This window comes from Streptomyces sp. NPDC044002, assembly GCF_056434525.1.
The window spans coordinates 40,068-61,532 of record NZ_JBWKEZ010000046.1 but is presented as its reverse complement, the minus strand read 5'-3'; the positions used below and the strand labels follow the sequence as shown (position 1 = coordinate 61,532).

Annotated in this window: 20 protein-coding genes and 1 pseudogene; 14 read left to right on the top strand and 7 right to left on the bottom strand. The window is 75.1% G+C overall.

The genetic code is table 11. From position 1 onward, the window contains the following. The first annotated feature begins 28 nt into the window (after window positions 1-28). From AC07A6_RS28825 to pgfA, 3 genes are all read left to right on the top strand, one after another. Window positions 29-376, top strand: a complete 348-nt coding sequence (locus tag AC07A6_RS28825) for a hypothetical protein (protein WP_478779082.1) — start codon at window positions 29-31, stop codon at window positions 374-376. Between the two features lie 130 nt (window positions 377-506). Then, entirely contained in the window at window positions 507-647 is a 141-nt protein-coding gene (locus AC07A6_RS28820) for an SPW_0924 family protein (protein WP_125817158.1), read from the top strand. 13 nt (window positions 648-660) lie between these two features. Beyond that, entirely contained in the window at window positions 661-1,632 is a 972-nt protein-coding gene (gene pgfA / locus AC07A6_RS28815) for a cell envelope lipid trafficking protein PgfA (protein ID WP_362463226.1), read from the top strand. On the opposite strand, the gene AC07A6_RS28810 is transcribed toward pgfA, so the two are convergent. Continuing rightward, window positions 1,619-4,315, bottom strand: coding sequence for an ATP-dependent RNA helicase (locus AC07A6_RS28810; protein WP_478779081.1), 2,697 nt, complete (start codon window positions 4,313-4,315; stop codon window positions 1,619-1,621). The genes pgfA and AC07A6_RS28810 overlap by 14 nt on opposite strands. A 4-nt stretch (window positions 4,316-4,319) precedes the next feature. Next, window positions 4,320-5,150 carry a class I SAM-dependent methyltransferase gene (locus AC07A6_RS28805; RefSeq protein ID WP_386275623.1) on the bottom strand — a complete coding sequence of 277 codons (831 nt, stop codon included), beginning with the start codon at window positions 5,148-5,150 and terminating at the stop codon, window positions 4,320-4,322. 375 nt (window positions 5,151-5,525) lie between these two features. Between AC07A6_RS28805 and rpsA the strand changes: the two genes are divergently transcribed. The 4 genes from rpsA (at window position 5,526) to AC07A6_RS28785 (ending at window position 9,402) form a co-directional block, all read left to right on the top strand. Next, the gene (rpsA, locus tag AC07A6_RS28800; RefSeq protein ID WP_007263497.1) at window positions 5,526-7,040 is read left to right on the top strand and encodes a 30S ribosomal protein S1; all 1,515 of its coding nucleotides are present in this window, start codon (window positions 5,526-5,528) and stop codon (window positions 7,038-7,040) included. A 260-nt stretch (window positions 7,041-7,300) separates the two neighbouring features. Then, window positions 7,301-8,239 (top strand): PAC2 family protein, encoded by a 939-nt coding sequence (locus AC07A6_RS28795; protein ID WP_362472197.1) that lies wholly within the window; start codon window positions 7,301-7,303, stop codon window positions 8,237-8,239. 65 nt (window positions 8,240-8,304) lie between these two features. Further along, window positions 8,305-8,907, top strand: coding sequence for a dephospho-CoA kinase (coaE, locus tag AC07A6_RS28790; protein ID WP_362472199.1), 603 nt, complete (start codon window positions 8,305-8,307; stop codon window positions 8,905-8,907). A 162-nt stretch (window positions 8,908-9,069) separates the two neighbouring features. Continuing rightward, window positions 9,070-9,402, top strand: a complete 333-nt coding sequence (locus AC07A6_RS28785; protein WP_362472238.1) for a tetratricopeptide repeat protein — start codon at window positions 9,070-9,072, stop codon at window positions 9,400-9,402. 10 nt (window positions 9,403-9,412) lie between these two features. Here the strand turns inward: AC07A6_RS28785 and AC07A6_RS28780 are convergent, their stop codons facing one another. Together AC07A6_RS28780 and AC07A6_RS28775 are read right to left on the bottom strand one after the other, a co-directional pair. Then, entirely contained in the window at window positions 9,413-9,673 is a 261-nt protein-coding gene (locus AC07A6_RS28780) for a DUF6343 family protein (protein ID WP_478779091.1), read from the bottom strand. A 74-nt stretch (window positions 9,674-9,747) separates the two neighbouring features. Continuing rightward, on the bottom strand, window positions 9,748-10,395 hold the full coding sequence (locus AC07A6_RS28775; protein ID WP_478779080.1) for a hypothetical protein: 648 nt from the start codon (window positions 10,393-10,395) through the stop codon (window positions 9,748-9,750). Window positions 10,396-10,553: 158 nt separating this feature from the next. Here AC07A6_RS28775 and AC07A6_RS28770 point away from each other — a divergent pair. The 4 genes and pseudogenes from AC07A6_RS28770 to AC07A6_RS28755 all read left to right on the top strand — a co-directional run. After that, window positions 10,554-10,766, top strand: a pseudogene (locus tag AC07A6_RS28770) (helix-turn-helix domain-containing protein); the annotation flags it as partial. An 810-nt stretch (window positions 10,767-11,576) separates the two neighbouring features. After that, complete coding sequence (locus tag AC07A6_RS28765) at window positions 11,577-12,464, top strand: hypothetical protein (RefSeq protein WP_478779090.1); 888 nt, start codon at window positions 11,577-11,579, stop codon at window positions 12,462-12,464. 123 nt (window positions 12,465-12,587) lie between these two features. After that, window positions 12,588-15,407 carry a DEAD/DEAH box helicase gene (locus tag AC07A6_RS28760; RefSeq protein ID WP_478779079.1) on the top strand — a complete coding sequence of 940 codons (2,820 nt, stop codon included), beginning with the start codon at window positions 12,588-12,590 and terminating at the stop codon, window positions 15,405-15,407. Next, window positions 15,404-16,609 carry an SWIM zinc finger family protein gene (locus AC07A6_RS28755; RefSeq protein ID WP_478779078.1) on the top strand — a complete coding sequence of 402 codons (1,206 nt, stop codon included), beginning with the start codon at window positions 15,404-15,406 and terminating at the stop codon, window positions 16,607-16,609. The genes AC07A6_RS28760 and AC07A6_RS28755 overlap by 4 nt, the downstream gene beginning before the upstream one ends. Here the strand turns inward: AC07A6_RS28755 and AC07A6_RS28750 are convergent. Further along, entirely contained in the window at window positions 16,590-17,138 is a 549-nt protein-coding gene (locus tag AC07A6_RS28750; protein ID WP_362472219.1) for a hypothetical protein, read from the bottom strand. The two genes, AC07A6_RS28755 and AC07A6_RS28750, sit on opposite strands and share 20 nt — an antisense overlap. A gap of 127 nt (window positions 17,139-17,265) precedes the next feature. On the opposite strand from AC07A6_RS28750, the gene AC07A6_RS28745 reads away from it, so the two are divergent. Beyond that, window positions 17,266-17,961, top strand: coding sequence for a chaplin (locus tag AC07A6_RS28745; protein WP_478779077.1), 696 nt, complete (start codon window positions 17,266-17,268; stop codon window positions 17,959-17,961). On the opposite strand, the gene AC07A6_RS28740 is transcribed toward AC07A6_RS28745, so the two are convergent. Further along, window positions 17,954-18,613 (bottom strand): DUF2293 domain-containing protein, encoded by a 660-nt coding sequence (locus AC07A6_RS28740; protein WP_362472225.1) that lies wholly within the window; start codon window positions 18,611-18,613, stop codon window positions 17,954-17,956. The two genes, AC07A6_RS28745 and AC07A6_RS28740, sit on opposite strands and share 8 nt — an antisense overlap. 123 nt (window positions 18,614-18,736) lie before the next feature. Here AC07A6_RS28740 and AC07A6_RS28735 point away from each other — a divergent pair, with 123 nt between their 5' ends. Then, a complete protein-coding gene (locus tag AC07A6_RS28735; protein ID WP_362472228.1) occupies window positions 18,737-19,111 on the top strand; it encodes a cupin domain-containing protein in 375 nt (124 codons plus the stop codon). 16 nt (window positions 19,112-19,127) lie between these two features. Here AC07A6_RS28735 and AC07A6_RS28730 read toward each other — a convergent pair whose 3' ends face one another. Beyond that, the gene (locus AC07A6_RS28730) at window positions 19,128-20,573 is read right to left on the bottom strand and encodes a WGR domain-containing protein (protein ID WP_478779076.1); all 1,446 of its coding nucleotides are present in this window, start codon (window positions 20,571-20,573) and stop codon (window positions 19,128-19,130) included. Window positions 20,574-20,665: 92 nt separating this feature from the next. On the opposite strand from AC07A6_RS28730, the gene AC07A6_RS28725 reads away from it, so the two are divergent. Continuing rightward, window positions 20,666-21,304 carry a nucleoside/nucleotide kinase family protein gene (locus AC07A6_RS28725; protein WP_478779075.1) on the top strand — a complete coding sequence of 213 codons (639 nt, stop codon included), beginning with the start codon at window positions 20,666-20,668 and terminating at the stop codon, window positions 21,302-21,304. Window positions 21,305-21,465: the final 161 nt, after the last annotated feature.

Sequence of the window (21,465 nt, the reverse complement as noted above, 5' to 3'; positions counted from 1 at the left end):
CGCACCGACCGACGGAAGGACGTACGGCATGCTCGGCTGGAGCATCACCATCTGGCGCGGGACCCCGGAGGAACGGGACCGCGCCACTCCCGAGGACCGCGAGGCGGCGACCCTCGCGTACTGGCTGGTCCGCCTGTACGGCCTGGACTGGCTCACCGCGCTCGTCAAGGCGGGCCGGGCCGAGGAGTTGTGGAGCTCCGGCTACCCCAGCCGCTACACCGCCCGCGCCGGTGACGTCCTGCCGCTGTTCACGGACGGAACCCCGCCCGGTCCCGGCACCGGCCGCGCACCCTACGAGGTGAGGCTGCACCCCGACCGCATCGCCGCCTGCCCGGCGGACCAGACGCTCACCATCGACGCCTGGGACCAATCCTGAACCCGCGCCCTGAGTGAGGACACCCGGGCCGGCCCGTGCCCGCACCCGCGGGCCCGGACGGTTCTCATCTCACCCCCGCGTTGCTACGGTACGCCTCCCTGACGATCCATCAGATCCCGGAGGCTCCGCCGTGCGCGCACTCGTCGCCGCCGCCGTCGGGCTGGCCGCCGCGCTCGCCCTCGTCCTCGCCGTGACCGCCGCCGGCGTGCCGGAGGGCAAGACCTCGCCCAGACCGCTGCTCACCACCGCGCCCCCCGCGCCCGGAAAGTAGAGGAGGCCCGGCCGTGCGACGCAGAGCGAGCCTCGTACTGCTTGCCCTGGCCGTGTTCTGCGCAGCCCTCGCACCGCTGCTGCGCTGGTACGCGTACCCCCGGCTCGCCAAGATCCCGCCCAGCCAGTACCAGGAGATGGTCCTGGAGGCCAAGGACGCCACCCTCCTCGACTACGCGGGCGGCATGCAGCCCAAGAAGGTCGACAAGGTCACCATCGTCCAGACCCTCAAGGGCAACGTCGAGGCGTCCAAGGAGATCGAGGCCGACGCCGGCAAGGACGTCGTCGTCTGGGACACGCTCTCCTACATCATCGGCCCCGACGGCAAGATGGTCTCCCAGATCCCCGAGCGCTACATCTTCGACGCCCACACCCAGGACCCGGTCCACGCCACCGGCGAGATGGTCGACGGAGACCCGGTCAAACGCGAGGGCATCGAGTTCAAATGGCCCTTCTTCACCGAGCCGCGCGACTACCTCTACTTCGACGCGCAGACCCGCACCTCCTCGCCGATCCACTACGTCGGCCCGCGCACCTACCGGGGCATGGACGTCTACTACTTCGAGCAGACCGTCCCCTGGACCAAGGTCCCCATGCCCAAGAAGATGCCCATCGAGGGCATCGACCCCGCCACCATCGAACAGACCACCGGCACCACCCTCTGGTACACCGTCAAGGCCCGCTTCTGGGTCGACCCCGTCACCGGCGCGCCCGTCAACGCCGAACAGGACATCCAGCAGGAGATGCGCGGAGGCATCGCCGCCGGAGCCCCCGACGGCAAACTGACCGCCTTCGCCGGACACGTCACCATGCGCGAGGACTACGCGAAGCACACCCTCGACCTGGTCGCCGCCAACCGTACGAAGGTCCTCGCGCTCCACACCTACGCCCCGGCCGGCCTCGCCCTGACCGGCCTGGCACTGCTCGCCGCCGCGCTCTGGCTGGAGGCCCGGGGACGCCGCGCCCCCGGGGTCAGCGCCCCCTGAGCCGGGCGTTCGTGTGCCGGGTCGGCTCCGCCGTCGCCGGGTCCTCCGGCCACGGGTGCTTCGGGTAGCGGCCGCGCAGCTCCGCCCGGACGGCGCGGTAGCCGCCCTGCCAGAAGGACGCGAGGTCCGCCGTGACGGCGGCGGGCCGCCCGGCCGGCGACAGCAGGTGCACGAGTACGGGAACCCCCGCCACCCGCGGTGTCTCGGCCAGCCCGAACAGCTCCTGGAGCTTCACCGCCAGCACCGGCTGCTCGGCCGCGTAGTCCACCCGGATCCGGGACCCGCTGGGCACCTCGATCCGCTCGGGCGCCAGCTCGTCCAGCCGGGCCGCCTCGCCCGTGGCCCAGGGCAGCAGCCGGTTCAGGGCCTGCCCCGCGTCGATCCGCCCCAGATCGGCGCGGCGGCGGGCACGCGACAGCTCGGGCTCCAGCCATTCCCCGGCCCGCTCCAGCAGCGCAGCGCCGTCCGACACGTCCGGCCAGACGCCGCCCAGCGTGCGGTGCAGGAACCCGAGCCGGGCCCGCAGCGCCGACGCGTCCGGGGACCAGCGCAGCAGCCCCAGCCCCTCGGCGCGCAGCCCCTCCAGCAGGGCCGCCCGCACCGGCTCCGGGGCCGGGGCGCGCAGCGGACGGGAGACCAGCTCGACCGCCCCGAGCCGCTCGACGGCACGGGCGACCACGTCACCGTCCTCCCAGCGCACCTCCTCGCCGGAGGTGAGCAGGTGCGCGGCGGCGGCCCGGGCGGTCTCCTCGTCGAGGACGGCCGCCATCCGGACCCGCGCGGACGCCGCATGCGGGGCCCGGTCGGCGACGGCCACCGCCAGCCAGGGCGCGTGGCGCAGCGAGGACCCCTCGGCGATCTCGGCCCCGGTCCCGGAGGCCATGAGGAAGGCCCCCGCACCCTTGGCCCGCGCCACCCGCTCGGGGAACGCGAGCGCCGCGATCAGTCCGGCGGCATGGTCGTCGGCGGTGGCGCCGGCCGCGGAGCCCCCGGACCCTCCCCCAGCTACCGCTGGGGGTACCCCCAGCGCCTCAAACGCCGGCGAGGCTGGATCAACCAGCCCGTCCGGCGTTTGAGGACCGGGGTCCGGGGCGGAGCCCCGGGAGGGGGCCGGGGGCTCGCCCCCGGTTTCGGGAAGGGGCGGGGTGGGGGAGAGGCCCCGCGCAGCGGACCCGGCACCGGCGGAGCCCGCCGCGCGCTCCAGGCGGCCGACCTCCGCGCGCCAGCGCCCCGCGTACGGGTCGTCCCCGCGGCGCGCGCGCCGCCACGCACCGGCCAGGTCGTCCCCGTACTCCCGCGGCGGCTCCTCGCTCAGCAGCGCCACCACCTCCGCCGCCCGCCGCGCACCCAGCGCCGCGGTGCCGTCCAGCAGGGCCCGCGCCAGCCGCGGGTGCAGGCCCAGCCGGGCCATGCGCAGCCCGCGCGGCGTCGGCCGCCCGGCCGCGTCCACGGCACCGACGGCCGTCAGGACCTCCCGCGCCGCGGCCATCGCCCCGGCCGGCGGCGGGTCCAGCAGCGCCAGCCCGGCCGCGTCCGGGTCGCCCCAGCAGGCCGCCTGGAGCGCGAACGGCGCCAGGTCCGCGATCCGGATCTCCGGTGAGGGGAACGCCGGCAGGCGCCCGTCCTCCGCCTCGGCCCAGCACCGGTACACCACGCCCGGCGCCTCCCGCCCCGCCCGGCCCGCCCGCTGGCGGCCCGCCGCGCGGGAAGCCCGTACCGTCGCCAGCGCGCCCAGCCCCCGGGCGTGGTCCACCCGCGGCTCGCGGGCCAGCCCGGAGTCCACGACCACCCGTACGCCCGGCACCGTCAGGCTCGACTCCGCGACGGCCGTCGACAGGATCACCCGGCGGTGCTCCGAGGCGGTCAGCGCCGCGTCCTGCACCGCGGCCGGCGCCCGGCCGTGCACCTGGAGCACCTCCGCGTCCACCCCGGCCAGCTGCCCGGCCACCCGGGCGATCTCCCCGACCCCGGGCAGGAAGCACAGCACGTCGCCGGAACGTTCCGCCAGGGCCTGCCGCACCACCGAGGCGACGTGCGCCAGCTGCGCCGGGTCCACCCGCATCCCGTGCGGCGGCCGCACCGGCCGGGCCGGCGGCGCCCACACCGTCTCAACCGGGTACGCCACCCCCGCGGCCTCCACCACCGGCGCGTCCCCCAGCAGCCGGGCCCAGCCGGCCGCGTCGGTCGTCGCCGAGGCCGCCACCAGGCGCAGCTCCGGGCGCAGGGTCTCGCGTACGTCCAGCAGGAACGCGGCGACGGTGTCGGCGTCCAGGTGCCGCTCGTGGCACTCGTCCAGCACCACGACGTCCACTCCGGCCAGCTCCTGGTCGCGCTGGAGGCGCTGGAGCAGCACTCCGGTGGTCACCACCTCCACGGCCGTGTCCCGGCCGACGACGCGCTCCCCGCGCACCGTGAAGCCCACCGAGCCTCCGACGGCCTCGCCCAGCAGCCACGCCATCCGCCGCGCCGCCGCCCGGGCGGCGATCCGCCGGGGCTCCGCGACGACCACCCGGCGCCGCGGGCCCCCGCCCACCAGCCCGGCGAGCACGAGCGGCACGAGGGTGGTCTTGCCGGTGCCGGGCGGCGCGCACAGCACGGCGGTCCCGTGACCGTCCAGCGCCGAGACGAGGGCGGGCACGGCCTCCCGCACGGGGAGGGAGTCGAGGGCGGCCTGGCGGATCAAGCGATCAGTCCCTCTCGCACACGAAGATCGCGGTGCCCGGGATCAGGTTGCCGCGCAGCGGGGACCAGCCGCCCCACTCCTGGCTGTTCCACTCCGGCCACTCCGGTTCCACCAGGTCAAGCAGCCGGAAGCCGCCGGCGACCACGTCCCGGACCCGGTCGCCGACCGTGCGGTGGTGCTCGACGTAGACGGCGCGGCCCCGCTCGTCCTGCTCCACGTAGGGGGTCCGGTCGAAGTAGGACGCGGAGACGGAGAGCCCCTCGGGGCCCGGCTCGTCGGGGAAAGCCCAGCGGATCGGATGGGTCACGGAGAAGACCCAGCGGCCGCCGGGGCGCAGCACGCGGCGCACCTCCCGCATGACGTTCACCGGGTCGGCGACGAAGGGGACCGCCCCGTACGCGGAGCAGGCCAGGTCGAAGGAGCCGTCGCGGAAGGGCAGCCGGCCGGCGTCGGCCTCGACCAGCGGGACGTCCCCGCCGATGCGCAGGGCGTGCTGGAGCTGGCGGTGGGAGAGGTCCAGGGCGACCGGGCGGGCGCCCTGCGCGGCGAGCCAGCGCGAGCACTGGGCGGCGCCGGCGCCGATCTCCAGGACGTCCTTGCCCTTGAGGGAGGCGGCCGGACCCAGCAGCGCGGCGTCGGCCTCGTCGAGGCCCTCGGGGCCCCAGACGAAGCGGTCGTCGCCGAGGAAGGCGCCGTGCTCGCTCTGGTACTCGTCGGCGTTGCGGTCCCACCAGCCGCGGCTGGCCCGGCTGCTCTCCGTCTCGCCCGCGTCGCGCCGGGTGGCCTCGGCGTCGTCCTCGGCGTCGGTTTCGGGGGCGTAGTCCTCTTGGTTCATGGGGCCCGTCGTCGTAGTCTGCGGATGGCTCGGTGGTCCGGGTGGCCGGAAAAACTCGTGCGGAGCGCTCATCAGCGCGTCCCCGCCCACGAATTGCGCCGGTTATGCGGTGATCTGCCCGCGGTGTGCGCCTTCGCGCATTGACCCTGTCCGGCTGCCCCCGTATGCTACAAGTTGCGCTGCGAGCCTGTGCTCCTCAGACCTAGCAGGCTGCGCTTGCATCTGTTGAATGTCCCCTCGGTTTTCGAGGCCCTTCCCCCTTTCAGGGGATCTTGGGGCTTCTTTGGCTGTCCGGCTTCTTCGGCAGGTGCCGATAAGGGCTCCCGGCGTAGCAGTACCTACGACTTTCTGTCCGTAACCGGAGCCCTTTCCCACATGACGAGCAGCACCGAGACCACCGCCACCACCCCTCCGCAGGTAGCGGTCAACGACATCGGTAACGCGGAAGCCTTCCTGGCCGCGATCGACGAGACGATCAAGTACTTCAACGACGGCGACATCGTCGACGGCGTCATCGTGAAGGTCGACCGGGACGAGGTCCTGCTCGACATCGGTTACAAGACCGAAGGCGTGATCCCGAGCCGCGAGCTCTCGATCAAGCACGACGTCGACCCGAACGAGGTCGTCAAGGTCGGCGACGAGATCGAGGCCCTGGTTCTCCAGAAGGAGGACAAGGAAGGCCGCCTGATCCTGTCCAAGAAGCGCGCTCAGTACGAGCGTGCCTGGGGCACGATCGAGAAGATCAAGGAAGAAGACGGCATCGTCACCGGTACCGTCATCGAGGTCGTCAAGGGTGGTCTCATCCTCGACATCGGCCTCCGCGGCTTCCTGCCGGCCTCCCTCGTCGAGATGCGCCGCGTCCGCGACCTCCAGCCCTACGTGGGCAAGGAGCTCGAGGCGAAGATCATCGAGCTGGACAAGAACCGCAACAACGTGGTCCTGTCCCGCCGTGCCTGGCTCGAGCAGACCCAGTCCGAGGTTCGCCAGACGTTCCTCACCACCCTGCAGAAGGGTCAGGTCCGCTCCGGCGTCGTCTCCTCGATCGTCAACTTCGGTGCCTTCGTGGACCTGGGCGGCGTCGACGGTCTCGTCCACGTCTCCGAGCTGTCCTGGAAGCACATCGACCACCCGTCCGAGGTCGTCGAGGTCGGTCAGGAAGTCACCGTCGAGGTCCTCGACGTGGACATGGACCGCGAGCGCGTCTCCCTGTCGCTGAAGGCGACGCAGGAAGACCCGTGGCAGCAGTTCGCCCGGACCCACCAGATCGGCCAGGTCGTCCCGGGTAAGGTCACCAAGCTGGTTCCGTTCGGTGCGTTCGTCCGCGTGGACGAGGGCATCGAGGGTCTGGTCCACATCTCCGAGCTGGCCGAGCGCCACGTGGAGATCCCGGAGCAGGTCGTCCAGGTCAACGACGAGATCTTCGTCAAGGTCATCGACATCGACCTCGAGCGTCGCCGGATCTCGCTGTCCCTCAAGCAGGCCAACGAGTCCTTCGGTGCCGACCCGGCGTCGGTCGAGTTCGACCCGACCCTGTACGGCATGGCCGCGTCCTACGACGACCAGGGCAACTACATCTACCCCGAGGGCTTCGACCCCGAGACCAACGACTGGCTCGAGGGCTACGAGACCCAGCGCGAGACGTGGGAGCGCCAGTACGCCGAGGCGCAGGTCCGCTTCGAGCAGCACCAGGCCCAGGTCATCAAGAGCCGCGAGGCCGACGAGGCCGCTGCCGCCGAGGGCGCTGCCGCCCCGGCCGCCGGTGGCAACGCCGGTGCGGGCGTCTCCGGTGGTTCGTACTCCTCCGAGGGTGCGGACGAGACCTCCGGCGCCCTGGCGTCGGACGAGGCCCTGGCCGCGCTCCGCGAGAAGCTGGCCGGCGGCCAGAGCTGATCGCAGCGCGCTCACACTCCGGTGTGAGAGCAGGCTGAGCTGAGCTGAACGACGAGGCCCGTCCCCTTCGGGGGGCGGGCCTCGCCGCGTTCCCGGACTGCCTCGCCGCGTTCCCGGACCCCGGCTGCGGGGCGCGCCCCCGGCACCGTGGGTCCGCCCGCCGTCGCGTTGCGTTCGTGTTAATGCCGCCCACCCGGGAATGGCCGCGCGGTCCCGGACGTTCTTCGCAGGGAACACGGCGCGAGGGAGGAGTGGTGACGGTGCTTGATCCACAGGGTCTGTACGAATGGGATGCCAAGGGTCTGGCGGTGGCGGACCTGGCGCTCACCCAGGACTCGGCCGGACTGGTCATGCTGTACCACTTCGAGGGGTACATCGACGCGGGCGAGACCGGCGAGCAGATCGTCGAACGCCTCCTCGACACCCTGCCCCACCAGGTGGTCGCCCGCTTCGACGCGGACCGGCTGGTGGACTACCGGGCCCGCCGCCCGCTGCTGACCTTCCAGCGCGACCACTGGACCGAGTTCGAGGAGCCCCGCCTGGAGGTGCGCCTGGTCCAGGACGCCACCGGAGCGCCGTTCCTGCTGCTCTCCGGCCCCGAGCCGGACGTGGAATGGGAGCGCTTCGCCGTCGCCGTCCGGCAGATCGTGGAGCGCCTCGGCGTCCGCCTCTCGGTCAACTTCCACGGCATCCCCATGGGCGTCCCGCACACCCGGCCCGTCGGCATCACCCCGCACGGCAACCGGACCGACCTGATGCCCGGCCACCGCAGCCCCTTCGACGAGGCCCAGGTGCCCGGCAGCGCGGAATCGCTGGTCGAGTTCCGCCTCGCCCAGGCCGGACACGACGTGCTCGGCGTCGCCGCCCACGTCCCGCACTACGTCGCCCGCTCCCCGTACCCGGACGCGGCACTGACCGCCCTGGAGGCCATCACGGCCGCCACCGGGCTGGTCCTGCCGGCCGTCGCGCACGCCCTGCGCACCGAGGCGCACCGCACCCAGACGGAGATCGACCGGCAGATCCGCGAGGGCGACGAGGAGCTCGTCACCCTCGTCCAGGGCCTGGAGCACCAGTACGACGCCGCCGCCGGCGCCGAGACCAGGGGCAACATGATCGCCGAGCCGGCCGAGATCCCGTCGGCGGACGAGATCGGCCGCGAGTTCGAGCGGTTCCTGGCGGAGCGCGAGGGCGAGGGCTAGGGCTAGGGCCGCCCGTCCCCCCGGCGGTGTTCCTCGGGAGGGGGACACCGCCTAGGGTGCTGACCATGCTGAAAGTGGGCCTGACAGGCGGAATCGGTGCCGGCAAGAGCGAGGTCTCGCGGCTGCTGGCGGGGTACGGGGCGGTCGTCGTCGACGCCGACCGGATCGCACGGGAGGTCGTCGAGCCGGGCACGCCCGGGCTCGCGGCCGTGGTGGAGGCCTTCGGGGACTCCGTGCTCACCGCCGACGGGCGGCTGGACCGCCCCAAGCTGGGGGCGGTCGTCTTCTCCGACCCGGCGAAGCTCCGGATCCTCAACGCCATCGTGCACCCGCTCGTCGGAGCCCGGTCCGCCGAGCTGGAGGGGGCCGCGGGACCCGACGCGATCGTGGTGCACGACGTACCGCTCCTCACGGAGAACGGCCTCGCCCCCCTGTACGACCTCGTCGTGGTCGTGGACGCCGCCCCGGCCACACAGCTGGCCCGGCTGACCGCACTGCGCGGGATGGCCGAGGAGGAGGCCCGCGCCCGGATGGCCGCCCAGGCCACGCGGGAGCAGCGGCTGGCGGTGGCCACGCTCGTGATCGACAACGACGGGCCGCTGGAGGCGCTGGAGCCCCAGGTGCGCAAGGTCTGGGAGGAGCTCACCGCGCGCGCCGCCGCGGAATAGCCGCAGCGGCGGAGGGCGTTGAACGCGCCCGTAGAGGGAAGGGAAGACAACGTGTCCGACACCACGCCCCCGCCGCCGCCGTCCACCGGACCCGGACCCGGACCTGGATCCGGATCCGGATCCGGCGGGCCGTCGGGTTTCGCGAGCCCCGAGACGCACGTCATCGACTACCGGGCCGCCGAGCAGCTCCTCGCAGCCCGGGACCCCCGCGGCGCGGTCCGGCTGCTCGACTCCGTCATAGCCGCGCACCCCGAGAACACCGCCGCCCGGCTGCTGCGCGCCCGGGCCTTCTTCGCGTCGGCGCAGCTGCGGCCCGCACAGCTGGAGTTCGAGCTGGTGCTGGAGCGGGAGCCGGACAACGCCTTCGCCCACTTCGCGCTCGCCCGCACCCACGAGCGGGCCGGGCGCCCCGAGCAGGCCCGCCGCCACTTCCGCCTCGCCGCCGCCCTCGACCCGCAGCCCGAGTACCTGGCGGCAGCCCGCTTCGACGGCTAGACCGCATCTCCTAGCGGGTGTGCGGAGGCTCGTACGGGGGGACGTCCCGGCCCGGCTGGTAGTGCGGGCCCTGGTGGATGTGCCGGACCACGACGGCCAGGTCGACGGCGGCCACCAGCGCGAGCACCGCGCAGGCGGCCGCCCATCCGGGACGGCCGGCCAGCGAGAACGCGGCCGCCCCGGCGGCGGCCCAGACCAGCCCCCACAGGCTCAGCCAGAACCGCAGCCGCAGCGGACTGCGGGCGGTCACCGGCTCGTTCCCGGTACGCATGGCCATCGCCTCACCTCGGGTAGAGGCCTCGGTTCCATGGTCCCACCAAGGGGGGTGGCGGGCGGCCCCTGGGCTCAGGGGTTGAGCTTGTTCACGGCCGTGGTGGTCGTCTTCTTGAAGGCGGACACGGGGGCGTCGGGCAGGTTGCCCATCTGGCCCCACTTCACGACGGTCACGGTGGAGCCGTCGCGTCCGATCCCGTACAGGTGCACGCCCGGCTCCGATTCCGGGACGGAGGCGCCGACGCCGTAGACGTGCGCGCCCTCCTCGACGGCCAGCTTCCCGTAGTCCTGCCAGGAGGCCGTGCCGCCGGGGTTCGCGCGCAGCCAGTCCGCCGCGCAGGCGGCGACCTTGCGCTCCAGGGCGGTGGCGAGCTTCGCGGCGGCGGCCTCCGAGGCGGCGCGCACGGAGATCTGGACGGCGCCGGTGTCGAACTCGGTGCCGAACGCGCGGTGCCAGCTGCCGGCCGCCGGAAGCACCCCGTCCAGGCAGAACGGCGCGTCCTCGGGCAGCCCCTTGGTGATCTTGCCGGGGTACCAGGGGGAAGAGGGGTGCGGGGGCAGGTCGGTGCCGTTCAGGAAGCCGGGGGCGGTGGCGGCGGTGGCCGTGCCGGAGGCGGTGAGGGCGAGTGCGGCTGCGGCCGCGAGGGCGGTGGCCACGAGGGCAGGGGTGCGGGTGGTTCGGGTGGTACGGGTGGTGCGGGTGTCGGTACGTCGGAACACGGTGTCTCCCCGTAAGAGCGGTAGCGGTACGTGCGGTCGTTGTGCGAACAGCCTTCCCCGGCCGGGGGCGTTGGGCCACGGTTTGCGGCGGAACCGGGACACTGGAACGGCTGTACGTGCCGTCACCTGGGGGAACACCCCTGGGGTGGAACGGAGTCATGGGACGGGGGAGCGGCGTGGCCGAGCCGGAGACCGAGGAATTCGCGCGCCTGATGCGGGAGCTGAAGGAGCGCGGGGGACTGAGTTACGGGGTGCTCGCGAGGCGGCTGCACACGAGCACCTCGACGCTGCACCGGTACTGCGCGGGGGAGGCGGTGCCGGTGGAGTTCGCCGTGGTGGACCGCTTCGCCCGGGCCTGCGGGGCCGCGCGGGAGGAGGCGCTGGCCCTGCACCGCGCCTGGCTCCTGGCCGACGCCCGCCGCCGCGCACCGGGCCGGGGCCCGTCGGGGGCGGGGGCCGGTCCGGATGCCGGGGCTGCGGCTGCCCCGGGGGACGCAGCCGGGCGCCGGGCCGGCGACGGCCACGGGGCCGGGCATGACGGAGGGGGCGGGGCTGCGGCCGATGCCGATGCCGATGCCGATGCCGGGCCCGGGGCTGCGGCCGGGGGCGGGGTCGGCAGGCCGGGAGCGTCCGGTGCGGGGGCCGTGCCGGGTGCCAGGGCCGGTGCCGGGGCCGGTGCCGGGGGTCGGGACGGCGTCGGTGTGGAGGCCGGTTCCGGGGCTGCGTCTTGGGCCGGTGGCCCGGGGGCGGGCGGTGCGGGGGCTGTGCCGGGTGCGGGTGCCGGGGCGGGAGGCGGAGTCGGGGGTCGGGACGGCGTCGGGGTGGCGTCCGGGGACGGCGACGCCGCGCGGGAGGGTGCCGGGGCCGGATCCTGGGCGGACGCCCGGGCCGGGGCTGGGGCGGATCCCGGGGTCGGATCCGGGGCTGGGGCTGGGGCGGATCCCGGGATGGAAGCCGTGGCCGGATCCGGGGCTGGTGCCGGGGTGGAAGCCGGGGCTGGGGCTGGGGCGGATCCCGGGGTGGAAGCTGTGGCCGGATCCGGGGCTGGTGCCGGGGTGGAAGCCGTGGCGGTTCCCGGGGCTGGGTCCGGTAGCGGTGCCGGGGGCGGTGCCGGGGGGCCGGACGGCGTGGGCCGGGGGCGGGGTGGGGCGTGGTACCGGCGGCGGGCGGTGGGGCTGGGGGTGGCCGGGGTGGTGGCGGCCGCCGTGGCCGCCGCCGTGCTCGCGGCGGCCGGGCCCGAGCAGCGGGCTCCGGAGACGGGGCCGGTGGCGGGGCCCGGGGTGGAGTCCGGGGCGGAGTCCGCAGGCCGTCCGGCCGGACCGGCGTCCTCGGCCGCACCGGGCGGGCCGACCGCCTCGGTGAGTGCGGGCCCGCAGGGGACGACCCCGCCCGCCCCGGCCCCCTCCGGGAGTGGCGGGACGGCCGCGCCCGCGCCGACGACCCCGCCCGGGCCGGTGGTGACGCCGCTCAAGGCTGCCGTCCGGTCCCACCTGTGGGCCGCCGGCTGTGACCACGCCTACCTCTCCGAGCGGGCCCCCGAGTCCGTCCCCGCGCCGCCCGTGGAGGCGGACGCGCCCGCCTGGGCGCGGGCGCAGCGGGCCGTGCACGCCGGGACCCAGACCGTCGAGGTCACCCTGCACGGCACCGGGGACCAGGCCGTCGTGCTCCAGGGGCTGGAGGTGCGGGTCACCGGGCGCCGGACCCCGCCGGCCTGGAACGTCTACCAGATGTCCCCGGGCTGCGGCGGGGGCCTCACGCCGGCCGGCTTCGCCGTGAACCTGGACGCGCCGAGGCCCCTGGCCCGGCCCGTCGCGGGCAACGACTCCGGGACCCGGCTCCCCGCCCCGGCCTTCCCGCTGCGCGTCTCGGCGTCCGACCCGGCCGTGCTCCGGGTGACCGCCGCCGCCACGGGCTGCGACTGCGACTGGTACCTCGAACTGCGCTGGAGCGGACCCGGCGGGTCCGGCACCCTCCGCCTGGACGACGACGGCGTGCCCTGGCGCACCAGTGCCGCCACGGGCCGGCCCGAGTACGGCTTCGCGGGCGAGCTCGGCCGCTGGTCACGCTGACCACCGCCCCCGCCGGCTGGGCGTATCCGCAGGTCAGCGCCGGTTGTCAGTGGGCCCGCCTAGACTCGGCGGCAGTGGATCCGCCATGACCGGGCGGAGCCGAACGCCAGGGAGGGGGACCCCGTGACCGCGCAGCCGCCGCAGCAGTCGTTGCTGCGCCGCGCCGCCGTGTTCCTCCCCGCCGCCGTGCCCCGGGAGGGGCGGGTGGCGTTCTGGTGCCCGGAGGGGGACCCGCTGCCCGGGCTGGGGACCCCGCATCCGCTGAAGGTGGTCCGGCCGCACGGCGACGGCGTCCGCACGCGCACGGTCCCCGCGGTGGCGCTGTCGGTGGCCGCCGCCCTGCCCGTGCTGGTGCGGGCCGCCCGCAGTCCCGCCGCGCATCCCGCCACCCGTGCCTGGGGCACCGCCGCCACGCAGGCGCTGTCCCTCGCCGCGCGGGGCCGCCTGCTGCCCGGGCTCACCGCGGACGGGGTCGACGCCTGGCGTGCCGGGCCGCTGGACGCCGAGGACGTGGGATACCTGCGCGCCGTCGCCGCCGCCCTGCCGTACGAGGCGTACGCCACCCCGCTCGCCGGACGCCGCCCGACGGCCCTGCCCGAGCCCGAGGCCCTGGTCCGGGCCTTCCTCGACGCCGTCGCCGACGTGCTGCCGCGCACGCCGGCCGCGCCCTTCGCCTCGGGGCGGCCGTTCGCGGCCCGGGAGCCGCAGCGGGTGCCGGGGATACAGGAGTGGGCGGCGCAGGTCGCGGCCGGCGCCGATGCCGGGGTGGGGATCTCGCTCCGGCTCGACCTGTCCTCCTTCCGCCTGTTCGACGAGGCCGAGCCGGAGGACGTCCGCCGTGCCGGAGCGGCCGTGGTCCAGGTGCACAGCCTGGCCGATCCGACCCTGGTCACCGACGCGGCGCTGCTGTGGGCCGGTGCGGCGGCCGCCGGATTCGGCCCGCGCGCCCGGATCGACGCCGTGCTCGCGCTGCGCCGGGCGGCCAGGGTCTGGCCGCCGCTGCTGCGCCTGCTCGACCAGCCGGTGCCCGACGCCCTCCCGCTGTCGGACCCCGAGCTGGAAGACCTGCTGGGCACCGCCGCGACCCGGCTGGCGGCGGCTGGAGTGCCGGTGCACTGGCCGCGCGAGCTGGCCCGTACGCTCTCGGCGACCGCCGTCGTCCGGCCGGCCGCGCCCGGTTCCGCGACCGACGGCACCGCCTTCTTCGACGCGGCGGCCCTGTTCGCCTTCTCCTGGGAGCTGGCGCTCGGCGGGGACCGGCTCACCCCGGGCGAGATGGACGCGCTCGCGCAGGCCCACCGGCCCGTGGTGCGGCTGCGTGACCAGTGGGTGCGGGTCGATCCCGAGCTCGTGCGCAAGGCGCGCAAGCGGGAGCTGGGTCTGCTGGACCCGGTCGACGCGCTGGCCACCGTACTGAGCGGCGAGGCCGAGGTCGGCGGGGAGGCCGTGCCGGTGGTGCCCGTCGGCGCGCTGGCCGCCCTGCGGGACCGGCTCACCGGGGAACTTCCCCCGGTCGAGGCGCCCGCGGCCCTGAAGGCGACCCTGCGGGACTACCAGCTGCGCGGGCTGGCCTGGCTGGACCTGATGACCTCGCTCGGGCTGGGCGGCTGCCTCGCCGATGACATGGGCCTGGGCAAGACCGTCACCCTGATCGCCCTGCACCTGCACCGGGCCCGCCCCGAGCCCACCCTCGTGGTCTGCCCGGCATCGCTGCTGGGCAACTGGCAGCGGGAGATCGAGAAGTTCGCCCCCGGCACCCCCGTGCGCCGTTTCCACGGCGCCGGCCGCAGCCTCGACGGGCTGGACGGGGGCTTCGTCCTCACCACGTACGGGACCATGCGCGCGGCCGCCGCCCGGCTGGCCGGGCAGAGCTGGGGCCTGGTCGTCGCGGACGAGGCCCAGCACGTCAAGAACCCGCATTCGGCGACGGCGAAGGCGCTGCGCACCATCCCGTCGCCGGCCCGGGTGGCCCTGACCGGGACGCCCGTCGAGAACAACCTCTCCGAGCTGTGGGCGCTGCTCGACTGGACGACGCCGGGACTGCTGGGCCCGCTCACCACCTTCCGGGCCCGGCACGCCCGCCCGGTCGAGCACCAGCAGGAGGAGGACGGGGGCAACGAGGCGGCGGTGGCCCGGCTGGCCGCGCTGGTCCGACCGTTCCTGCTGCGCCGCAAGAAGTCCGACCCCGGCATCGCCCCCGAGCTGCCCCCGAAGACGGAGACGGACCACCCGGTGTCCCTGACCCGCGAGCAGGTCTCCCTCTACCAGGCCGCGGTGGACGAGGCGATGGCCGTGATCGAGGGCAGCGAGGGCATGGAGCGGCGCGGCATGATCATGAAGCTGCTGGCCTCGCTCAAACAGATCTGCAACCACCCGGCGCAGTTCCTGAAGGAGGCTGAGCCCCGCCTCGCGCACCGTTCGGGCAAGCTCGCCCTGCTCGACGAGCTGCTGGACACGATCCTGGCCGAGGACGGCTCGGTCCTGGTCTTCACCCAGTACGTGACCATGGCCCGGATCCTGGAGCGGCACCTGGCCTCCCGCGGCATCCCCTCGCAGCTCCTGCACGGCGGCACCCCCGTGCCCCGCCGCGAGGAGCTCGTCGACCGCTTCCAGTCCGGTGAGGTCCCCGTCTTCCTGCTGTCCCTCAAGGCCGCGGGGACGGGACTCAACCTCACCCGCGCCGGGCACGTGATCCATTACGACCGCTGGTGGAACCCGGCGGTCGAGGAGCAGGCCACCGACCGCGCCTACCGCATCGGCCAGACCCAGCCCGTGCAGGTGCACCGCATCATCGCCGAGGGCACCGTCGAGGACCGCATCGCCGAACTGCTGGAGGCCAAGCGGGCGCTGGCCGATGCCGTGCTCGGCTCCGGTGAGGCCGCGCTGACCGAGCTGACGGACCGCGAGCTGGCCGACCTCGTCTCCCTGCGGAGGCCTGCGTGATCACCGCGCGGGACGACCGCCGCCGCACCTTCGAGTCCCTGCCCGCCGGGGTGGAGGCGGCGACCTGGTGGGGCCGGGCCTGGGTGGCCGCGCTGGAGGAGCGCGCGCAGGACGCGGCCCGCCTCCGGCGCGGGCAGGCGTACGCCGGTGAAGGGCACGTCGACGCGGTCACGGTCACGCCGGGCCGGATCGTGGCCTACGTCCGGGGCAGCCGGGCCCGCCCCTACCGCACCGAGCTGACCCTGCCCGTCTTCGCGGACGCCGAGTGGTCGGCCCTGCTGGAGGCGCTGGCCGCCGACCCGTCGGCGCTCGCCGCGCTGCTGGAGCGGGAGGTCCCGCAGTCCCTCGCGGAGACCGTGCTGCCCGGCGCGGGCGAGCTCGCGGCGCGCTGTTCCTGCCCGGACATGGTGCTGCCGCCCTGCAAGCACGCCGCGGCCCTGTGCTACCGGGCGGCCCGGCTCCTGGACGCCGACCCCTTCGTCCTGCTGCTCCTGCGCGGCCGCGGCGAGCGCGAGCTCGTCGACCAGCTGGCCCGGCGCAACGCCGCCCACGCGGCGCGTGAACAGCCCGATGCCGCGCCGGACTTCCCCGGCGTCCCGGCCCGGGCGGCGCTCGCCCGCACGGGCCTGCCCCTGCTGCCGGCCCCGCTCGCCGCGCCCGCCGTCGCGGGCCCGCCGCCCGCCTACCCCGCCGATCCGGCCGCGCCCGACCCGCTGGCGCTGGAGCAGCTCGCCACGGACGCGGCCGCCCGCGCGCTGGCCCTGCTCGCCACGGCCGAGGACCCCGTCGGCGGGCTCACCCTCTGGCAGGACGCCGTCCGGCTGGCCTCGGCGCACCCCACCTCGGGCCTCACCGGCACCGCCCGCACCCTGTACCGGGACCTGGCCCGCGCCACCGGCCGCAGCACGACGGACCTGGCCCGCGCCGCCGCGGCCTGGCGGCAGGGGGGCCTGCCCGCGCTCACCGCGCTCGACGAGCCCTGGGACCCCCCGGCCGGGCCCTTCGACCGGGCCCGGCCCGCCCTGCTCGCCGCCGGGCAGGGCCCCTTCCGCCCCGAACGCAACCGGCTCACCGCCCGCAGCCGCCAGCTCCGCCTGGGCCGCGAGGGCCTCTGGTACGCCTACGAGTCCCGCCCGGACGCCGACGACTGGTGGCCCACCGGTGCCCCGTCGCCGGATCCGGTCACCGCCCTGCTGCGCTGACCTCGCCCGCCCAGGCGGACAGGGCCGCGAAGTCCCGGTCGCGCAGGCCGTGGCGGGGATGGATGCGCAGCAGGAGGCTCGGGGCCGGGTGGTGGGCGCGGACCCAGGCGCGGTCCTGCGGGGTGATCATGTCGTCGACCCAGGCGAAGGGCCGGCCGGCCGCCCAGTCGAGCAGCGGGCGGGTCTTCCAGGAGAGGCCGTCGGGGTCCTTGGCGAAGAGTTCCGGCCACTCCACCACGGGCAGGTCGGCGGGGAGCCCGATGTGCGGGGAGATCAGGGTGTTGGCCTGGTGCGTCCAGGCCGTCGCCCAGGTCAGCTCGAAGGGCAGGGCCTGGAGCCGGGCGCCGTGGGAGGGGTGGAGGCGCACCCGGACGCCGCGCCGGGCCTTGCGGGACTCCGGGTCGCGGTAGGAGAGCCAGACGTCCGGGCGCATCCGGTGGCTGGTGTAGCCGCGCAGACCTGCGAAGAGGGACCGGAACGGGTTGAGCGGGCCGTCCACGTCGAGCAGCAGGAGCGGTCGTTCAGTCATGAAGTAGGCAGTACCCAGTACACGATGGAGTGAAATGCCTACCGGCTCTATAACCCGAACGGGTTTACCGCGTTGTTTCCGGTACGGGCCCGATGGCCCTGAAACCCTCCGGAAGGCAGGAAATCTGATGCGTCACACTCGTCGGAACGGCTTGATCGCGGCGATGGTCGCGGGTGGCGGACTGGCGGTCGCGGGGGTGGGCGGCTTCGCGTACGCCGACGCCGAAGCGGGCGGGCAGACCGAGCGCTCCCCGGGGCTGCTCTCCGGGAACCTGGTGCAGCTGCCCGTGCACGCCCCGGTGAACCTGTGCGGGAACACCGTGAGCGTGGTCGGCGTGCTCAATCCCGCTGCCGGCAACAGCTGTACCAACACCGCTGCGGGCGGGGGGAATCCGGACCCGCGGCCTTCCCATCCGTCGAAACCCGGGTCCGGCGGCCACGGGGGAGGGGCGAGCGCCGAGGGGCGCGGAAAGGATTCCCCCGGGCTGCTGTCCGGCAACGGCGTCCAGCTCCCCGTGGATCTCCCGCTGAACGTCAGCGGCAACTCGGTGAACGTCGTCGGCGTCGGCAACGGCTCCCACGGGAACACCGCCGTGAACGGCGAGACCCCGACGGGCGGCAAGCCGGCCCAGCCGCCCGCCGTGCAGCCGCCGGTCTCCCAGCGGCCGGTGACCCCGCCCGCCCCGCCGACCCGGCCCGCTCCGCCGCGGGACCCCTCGGCCCTGGCCCACACCGGCTCCGACGGGCTCGGCTACCTGCTGCCCGGCAGCGGCGCCCTGCTGCTCGGCGGGGCGCTCCTCTACCGCCGCTTCCGCCTCAACTGACGGCCCCCGCACGCCAGCCGTCGAGGATCGCGTCGATCCGCGCCGCCAGCCGGGCCCGGGCCGCGAACCGGGGCACCCCCGCCATCAGCAGCGCGTCGTACTCGGTGTCGGTGTGCCGCACCGCGGCCCGTACCGCGACGGACACGGCCTGCTCGTCGAGCGCCCGGCCGGCGGCGGTACGCCCGACCCGGCCGCTGCCGCGCAGCGAGGCGTGGGCGGCGATCGCCCGGGCGCGGTCGGCCGGACAGCCGGGGAACAGCCGCAGTATCTCGGCCGCGAAGGCGGCGGTGAAGCGGACGTCCTCGGCCGCGCGGCGCACCCGGGCCCGATCGCGGCTGCGGGCCCGGGCATCGGCGTCGGCTAGGCAGGCCCGCTCGGCGCGGGCCAGCGCGGCGTCCTCCACCAGCAGCCCCTGGCGTTCGTAGCGGCGGCGGCCCCTGTGCCGGCGCACCACGACGGCGTGCAGCGAACTGCCCTCCCGCGCCCGGCGGGTGAGCGCCGCGTCGCCGCGCGGCAGGTAGACGAGATGGCCCAGGTCGGCGCAGTCCAGGCAGCGGGGCACGCCGGATTCGCGGACGAGGTGCCGCAGCGGCCCCCGCCGGCAGGCGGCGCAGTGGATCGGCTTCAGTGACTCGAAGACGACGAGACTCATGCCGTTGTGATACCGCCCGCCGAGCCCTGTATCACCTGACGCGGAAGGGTTGTTGGTCTTTCATAAAATCCGACTGGATGTCGTCAGGTCTGTCTACCGTGAGCCCCTGGCAAGGAGGAGCACATGGGTGGACGACAGGCGACGGTACGGCGCCCGAGAACCGCGGCAGCGGCGAGGCGGACGGCGCCCTCGGGCCTCACGGGCCGGGAGGTCGTCATAGCCCCCGGCGGCTGCACGGGATGGCACTACCACCACGTCCCGCTGATGGCGGTGGTCAAGTCCGGGACCCTCACCCGCGTCCTGTCGGACGGCACCGTGGAGGTGCACCCGGCCGGCGCCACCTTCGTCGAACCGGCCGGCGCCGGCAACGTACACCTCGGCCGCAACCTCGGGACCCGGCCCGTCGTCCTCCAGATCACCTGCGCCCTCACCGAGGACGACCCCTGGTCGGTGGCCGCCCCCGCCCCGCGGGGCGCCGTGCCCTGCGCCTGCCCCTAGACAGCGTCCCGCGGGGTCAGACCAGGCGGCGTATCTCCCCGCGCACCCGGTAGAAGCCCCCGCTCGCCGCGTGCAGCCCGTCCACCACGTAACGGGCGCCCACCTCCCGGATCCCGCGCGGGAACTGCACGTTCCAGCCGTGCTCGAAGCCCTGCGAGACCACCTGCACCCGCATCCGCCCGCCCTGCTGGACGCACTCCACCACCACACCGCCGGCCGGTACCGCGGCCACCGAGACCGTCGCCACCGCCGAAGCGGAAGCCGCCGGGGTGAACACCGGCAGCGCGGCCGCCGACTTCACGTCCACCGCGGTCGGGACCGAACCCTGCTGGGCGGCGGCGATCGCCGCCTCGCTCGCGTCCACGCACACCAGCGACCCGTCCGTGGTGACCAGGTACAGCCGCTCGTCCAGGTACTGCATCGACAGGGCCGAACCCCCGCCCGTACCCAGCTTCCACAGCCGGCGCCCGTCCGCGTCGAAGCAGTACACCGACGAGGAGGAGTCACCGGCGAAGACGTGCCGGCCGTCCGGGGACGTCGCGCACGAGTACACCGCCGAGTCGCACGGGTACGAGGCCTCGACCCGCCCCGTCGCCTTCGACAGGCGCTGCACGGTGTTGCGCACCGTGCCCGCGTACACCGCGTGCTCCTCCTGCCAGCCGAACAGCACCCCGCCGGGCGTCGCGGTGTGCCACAACTGGCCCGTACCGTCGGCCGCGTAGGCCGTCACACCGGCGCTGTGCCCGTGGTAGACGGCCCGCTCGTCCGCCCGGACCATCCAGGCACCGGTACCGGAGGACTTCCGCGACCACTGGTGCTCGTCCTCGTGGTCGATGACCGTCAGGCCGCCATTGGCGTCGGAGACGTTGAGCACGCCCTCGTGGATGTCGAGCCAGTAGATGTCCACGTCCGCGGCTATCCCGTACGCACCGAACGGCACCTTCGACGACAGGTCGTACACCGTGCCGTCGTCACAGCCCGCGTATATCCAGAACTCGTCCGCCACCAGGCACTTCACCCCGTCCGGCAGGGAGTAGCGGGCCAGCACCTCGCCGCCGTGGCTCACCGTGTAGACGTCCCCCGCCTGGTTGCCCACCCAGCAGCGGTCCTCGTCCACGTGGATCCCGAAGGCCGAGGAGCCGGTGCGGAAACGCCACAGCACCGGCGCCACCGCGCGGGCCGTGGACGGCGCCGACGCCACCTGCCGCCGCGTCACCGACCGGGCGGCGCGCGCCCCCTGCACCGCCGGCGCGTACCCCTTGCGGACCTTCTCGCCGATCTTCTTGGCGGCGGCCGCGCGGGCCTTCTCGGCCGTCGGGAACGAGGAGCTCTGCAACTGGCCGGCCGCGCCGATGCGGCCGTAGCGCACCGAGACGGTCGCGCCGTCCACGATCACCTCGTAGAACTTGTGCGCCGCGCCGTCCTCCTGCGACAGCTCCAGATACGTCGTCTCCCGAGCCATGACAGACCCCTCCCCAAGAGCAGGGCCGCCGGCTCCTTGCCACCGGTGATCCCTCGTGAAAAACGTTAGGACGCACCACTGACAATGGGCTCGTGAAGCTGGAAGCGATCACCTGGCAGCGGATGGCCGAGCGGCTCGCCGGCCACCTCGACGCGCCCGCGGGGGGCGACACCTGGCAACGGGTCGGCATCGACGGCGCGCCGGCGGCCGACACCGGGGTCCTCGCGGAGGAACTGGCCGGGGCGCTGCGCTCGCAAGGCCGGGCGGTGCTCGTCGTGGCCGCCGGGGGGTTCCTGCGGCCGGCCTCGCTGCGGTTCGAGTACGGGCGCCAGGACGTGGACGCGTACCTCCAGGGCTGGTACGACACGGGCGCGCTGTGGCGCGAGGTGTTCGGTCCGACGGACCCCGGCGGCAGCGGGCGGGTCCTGCCCGACCTGTGGGACCCCGTCACCGACCGGGCCACCCGCAGCCCGTACACCGAACTGCCGCCGGGCGGGGTGCTGATCGTGCACGGGCCGCTGCTGCTGGGGCACTGGTTCCCGTTCGACCTGAGCGTGCACGTCAGCCTGTCCGCGGGGGCGCTGGGCCGTCGTACGCCGGAGTCCGAACGGTGGACCCTCCCGGCGTTCGCCCGCTACGCGCGGGACACGGACCCGGCCTCGGCGGCCGACGTCCTCGTCCGCGCCGACGACCCCCGCCACCCGGCCTGGACCGGCCTCCCGCCGTCCTAGCCCCGCCCGGGCGCGGGCCGTCACCCTGCTGCGCCGCTGCGCTGCCGCGCGGGGGCCGAGGGGTGGGGCGGGTCGGCCGCTGCGCGGGGCGAGGTCCCCTACCCGCCCTTCGCCCGTTCCCCGGGCTGCGCCCGGACCCCTCCTGGGGGCTCCGCCCCCAG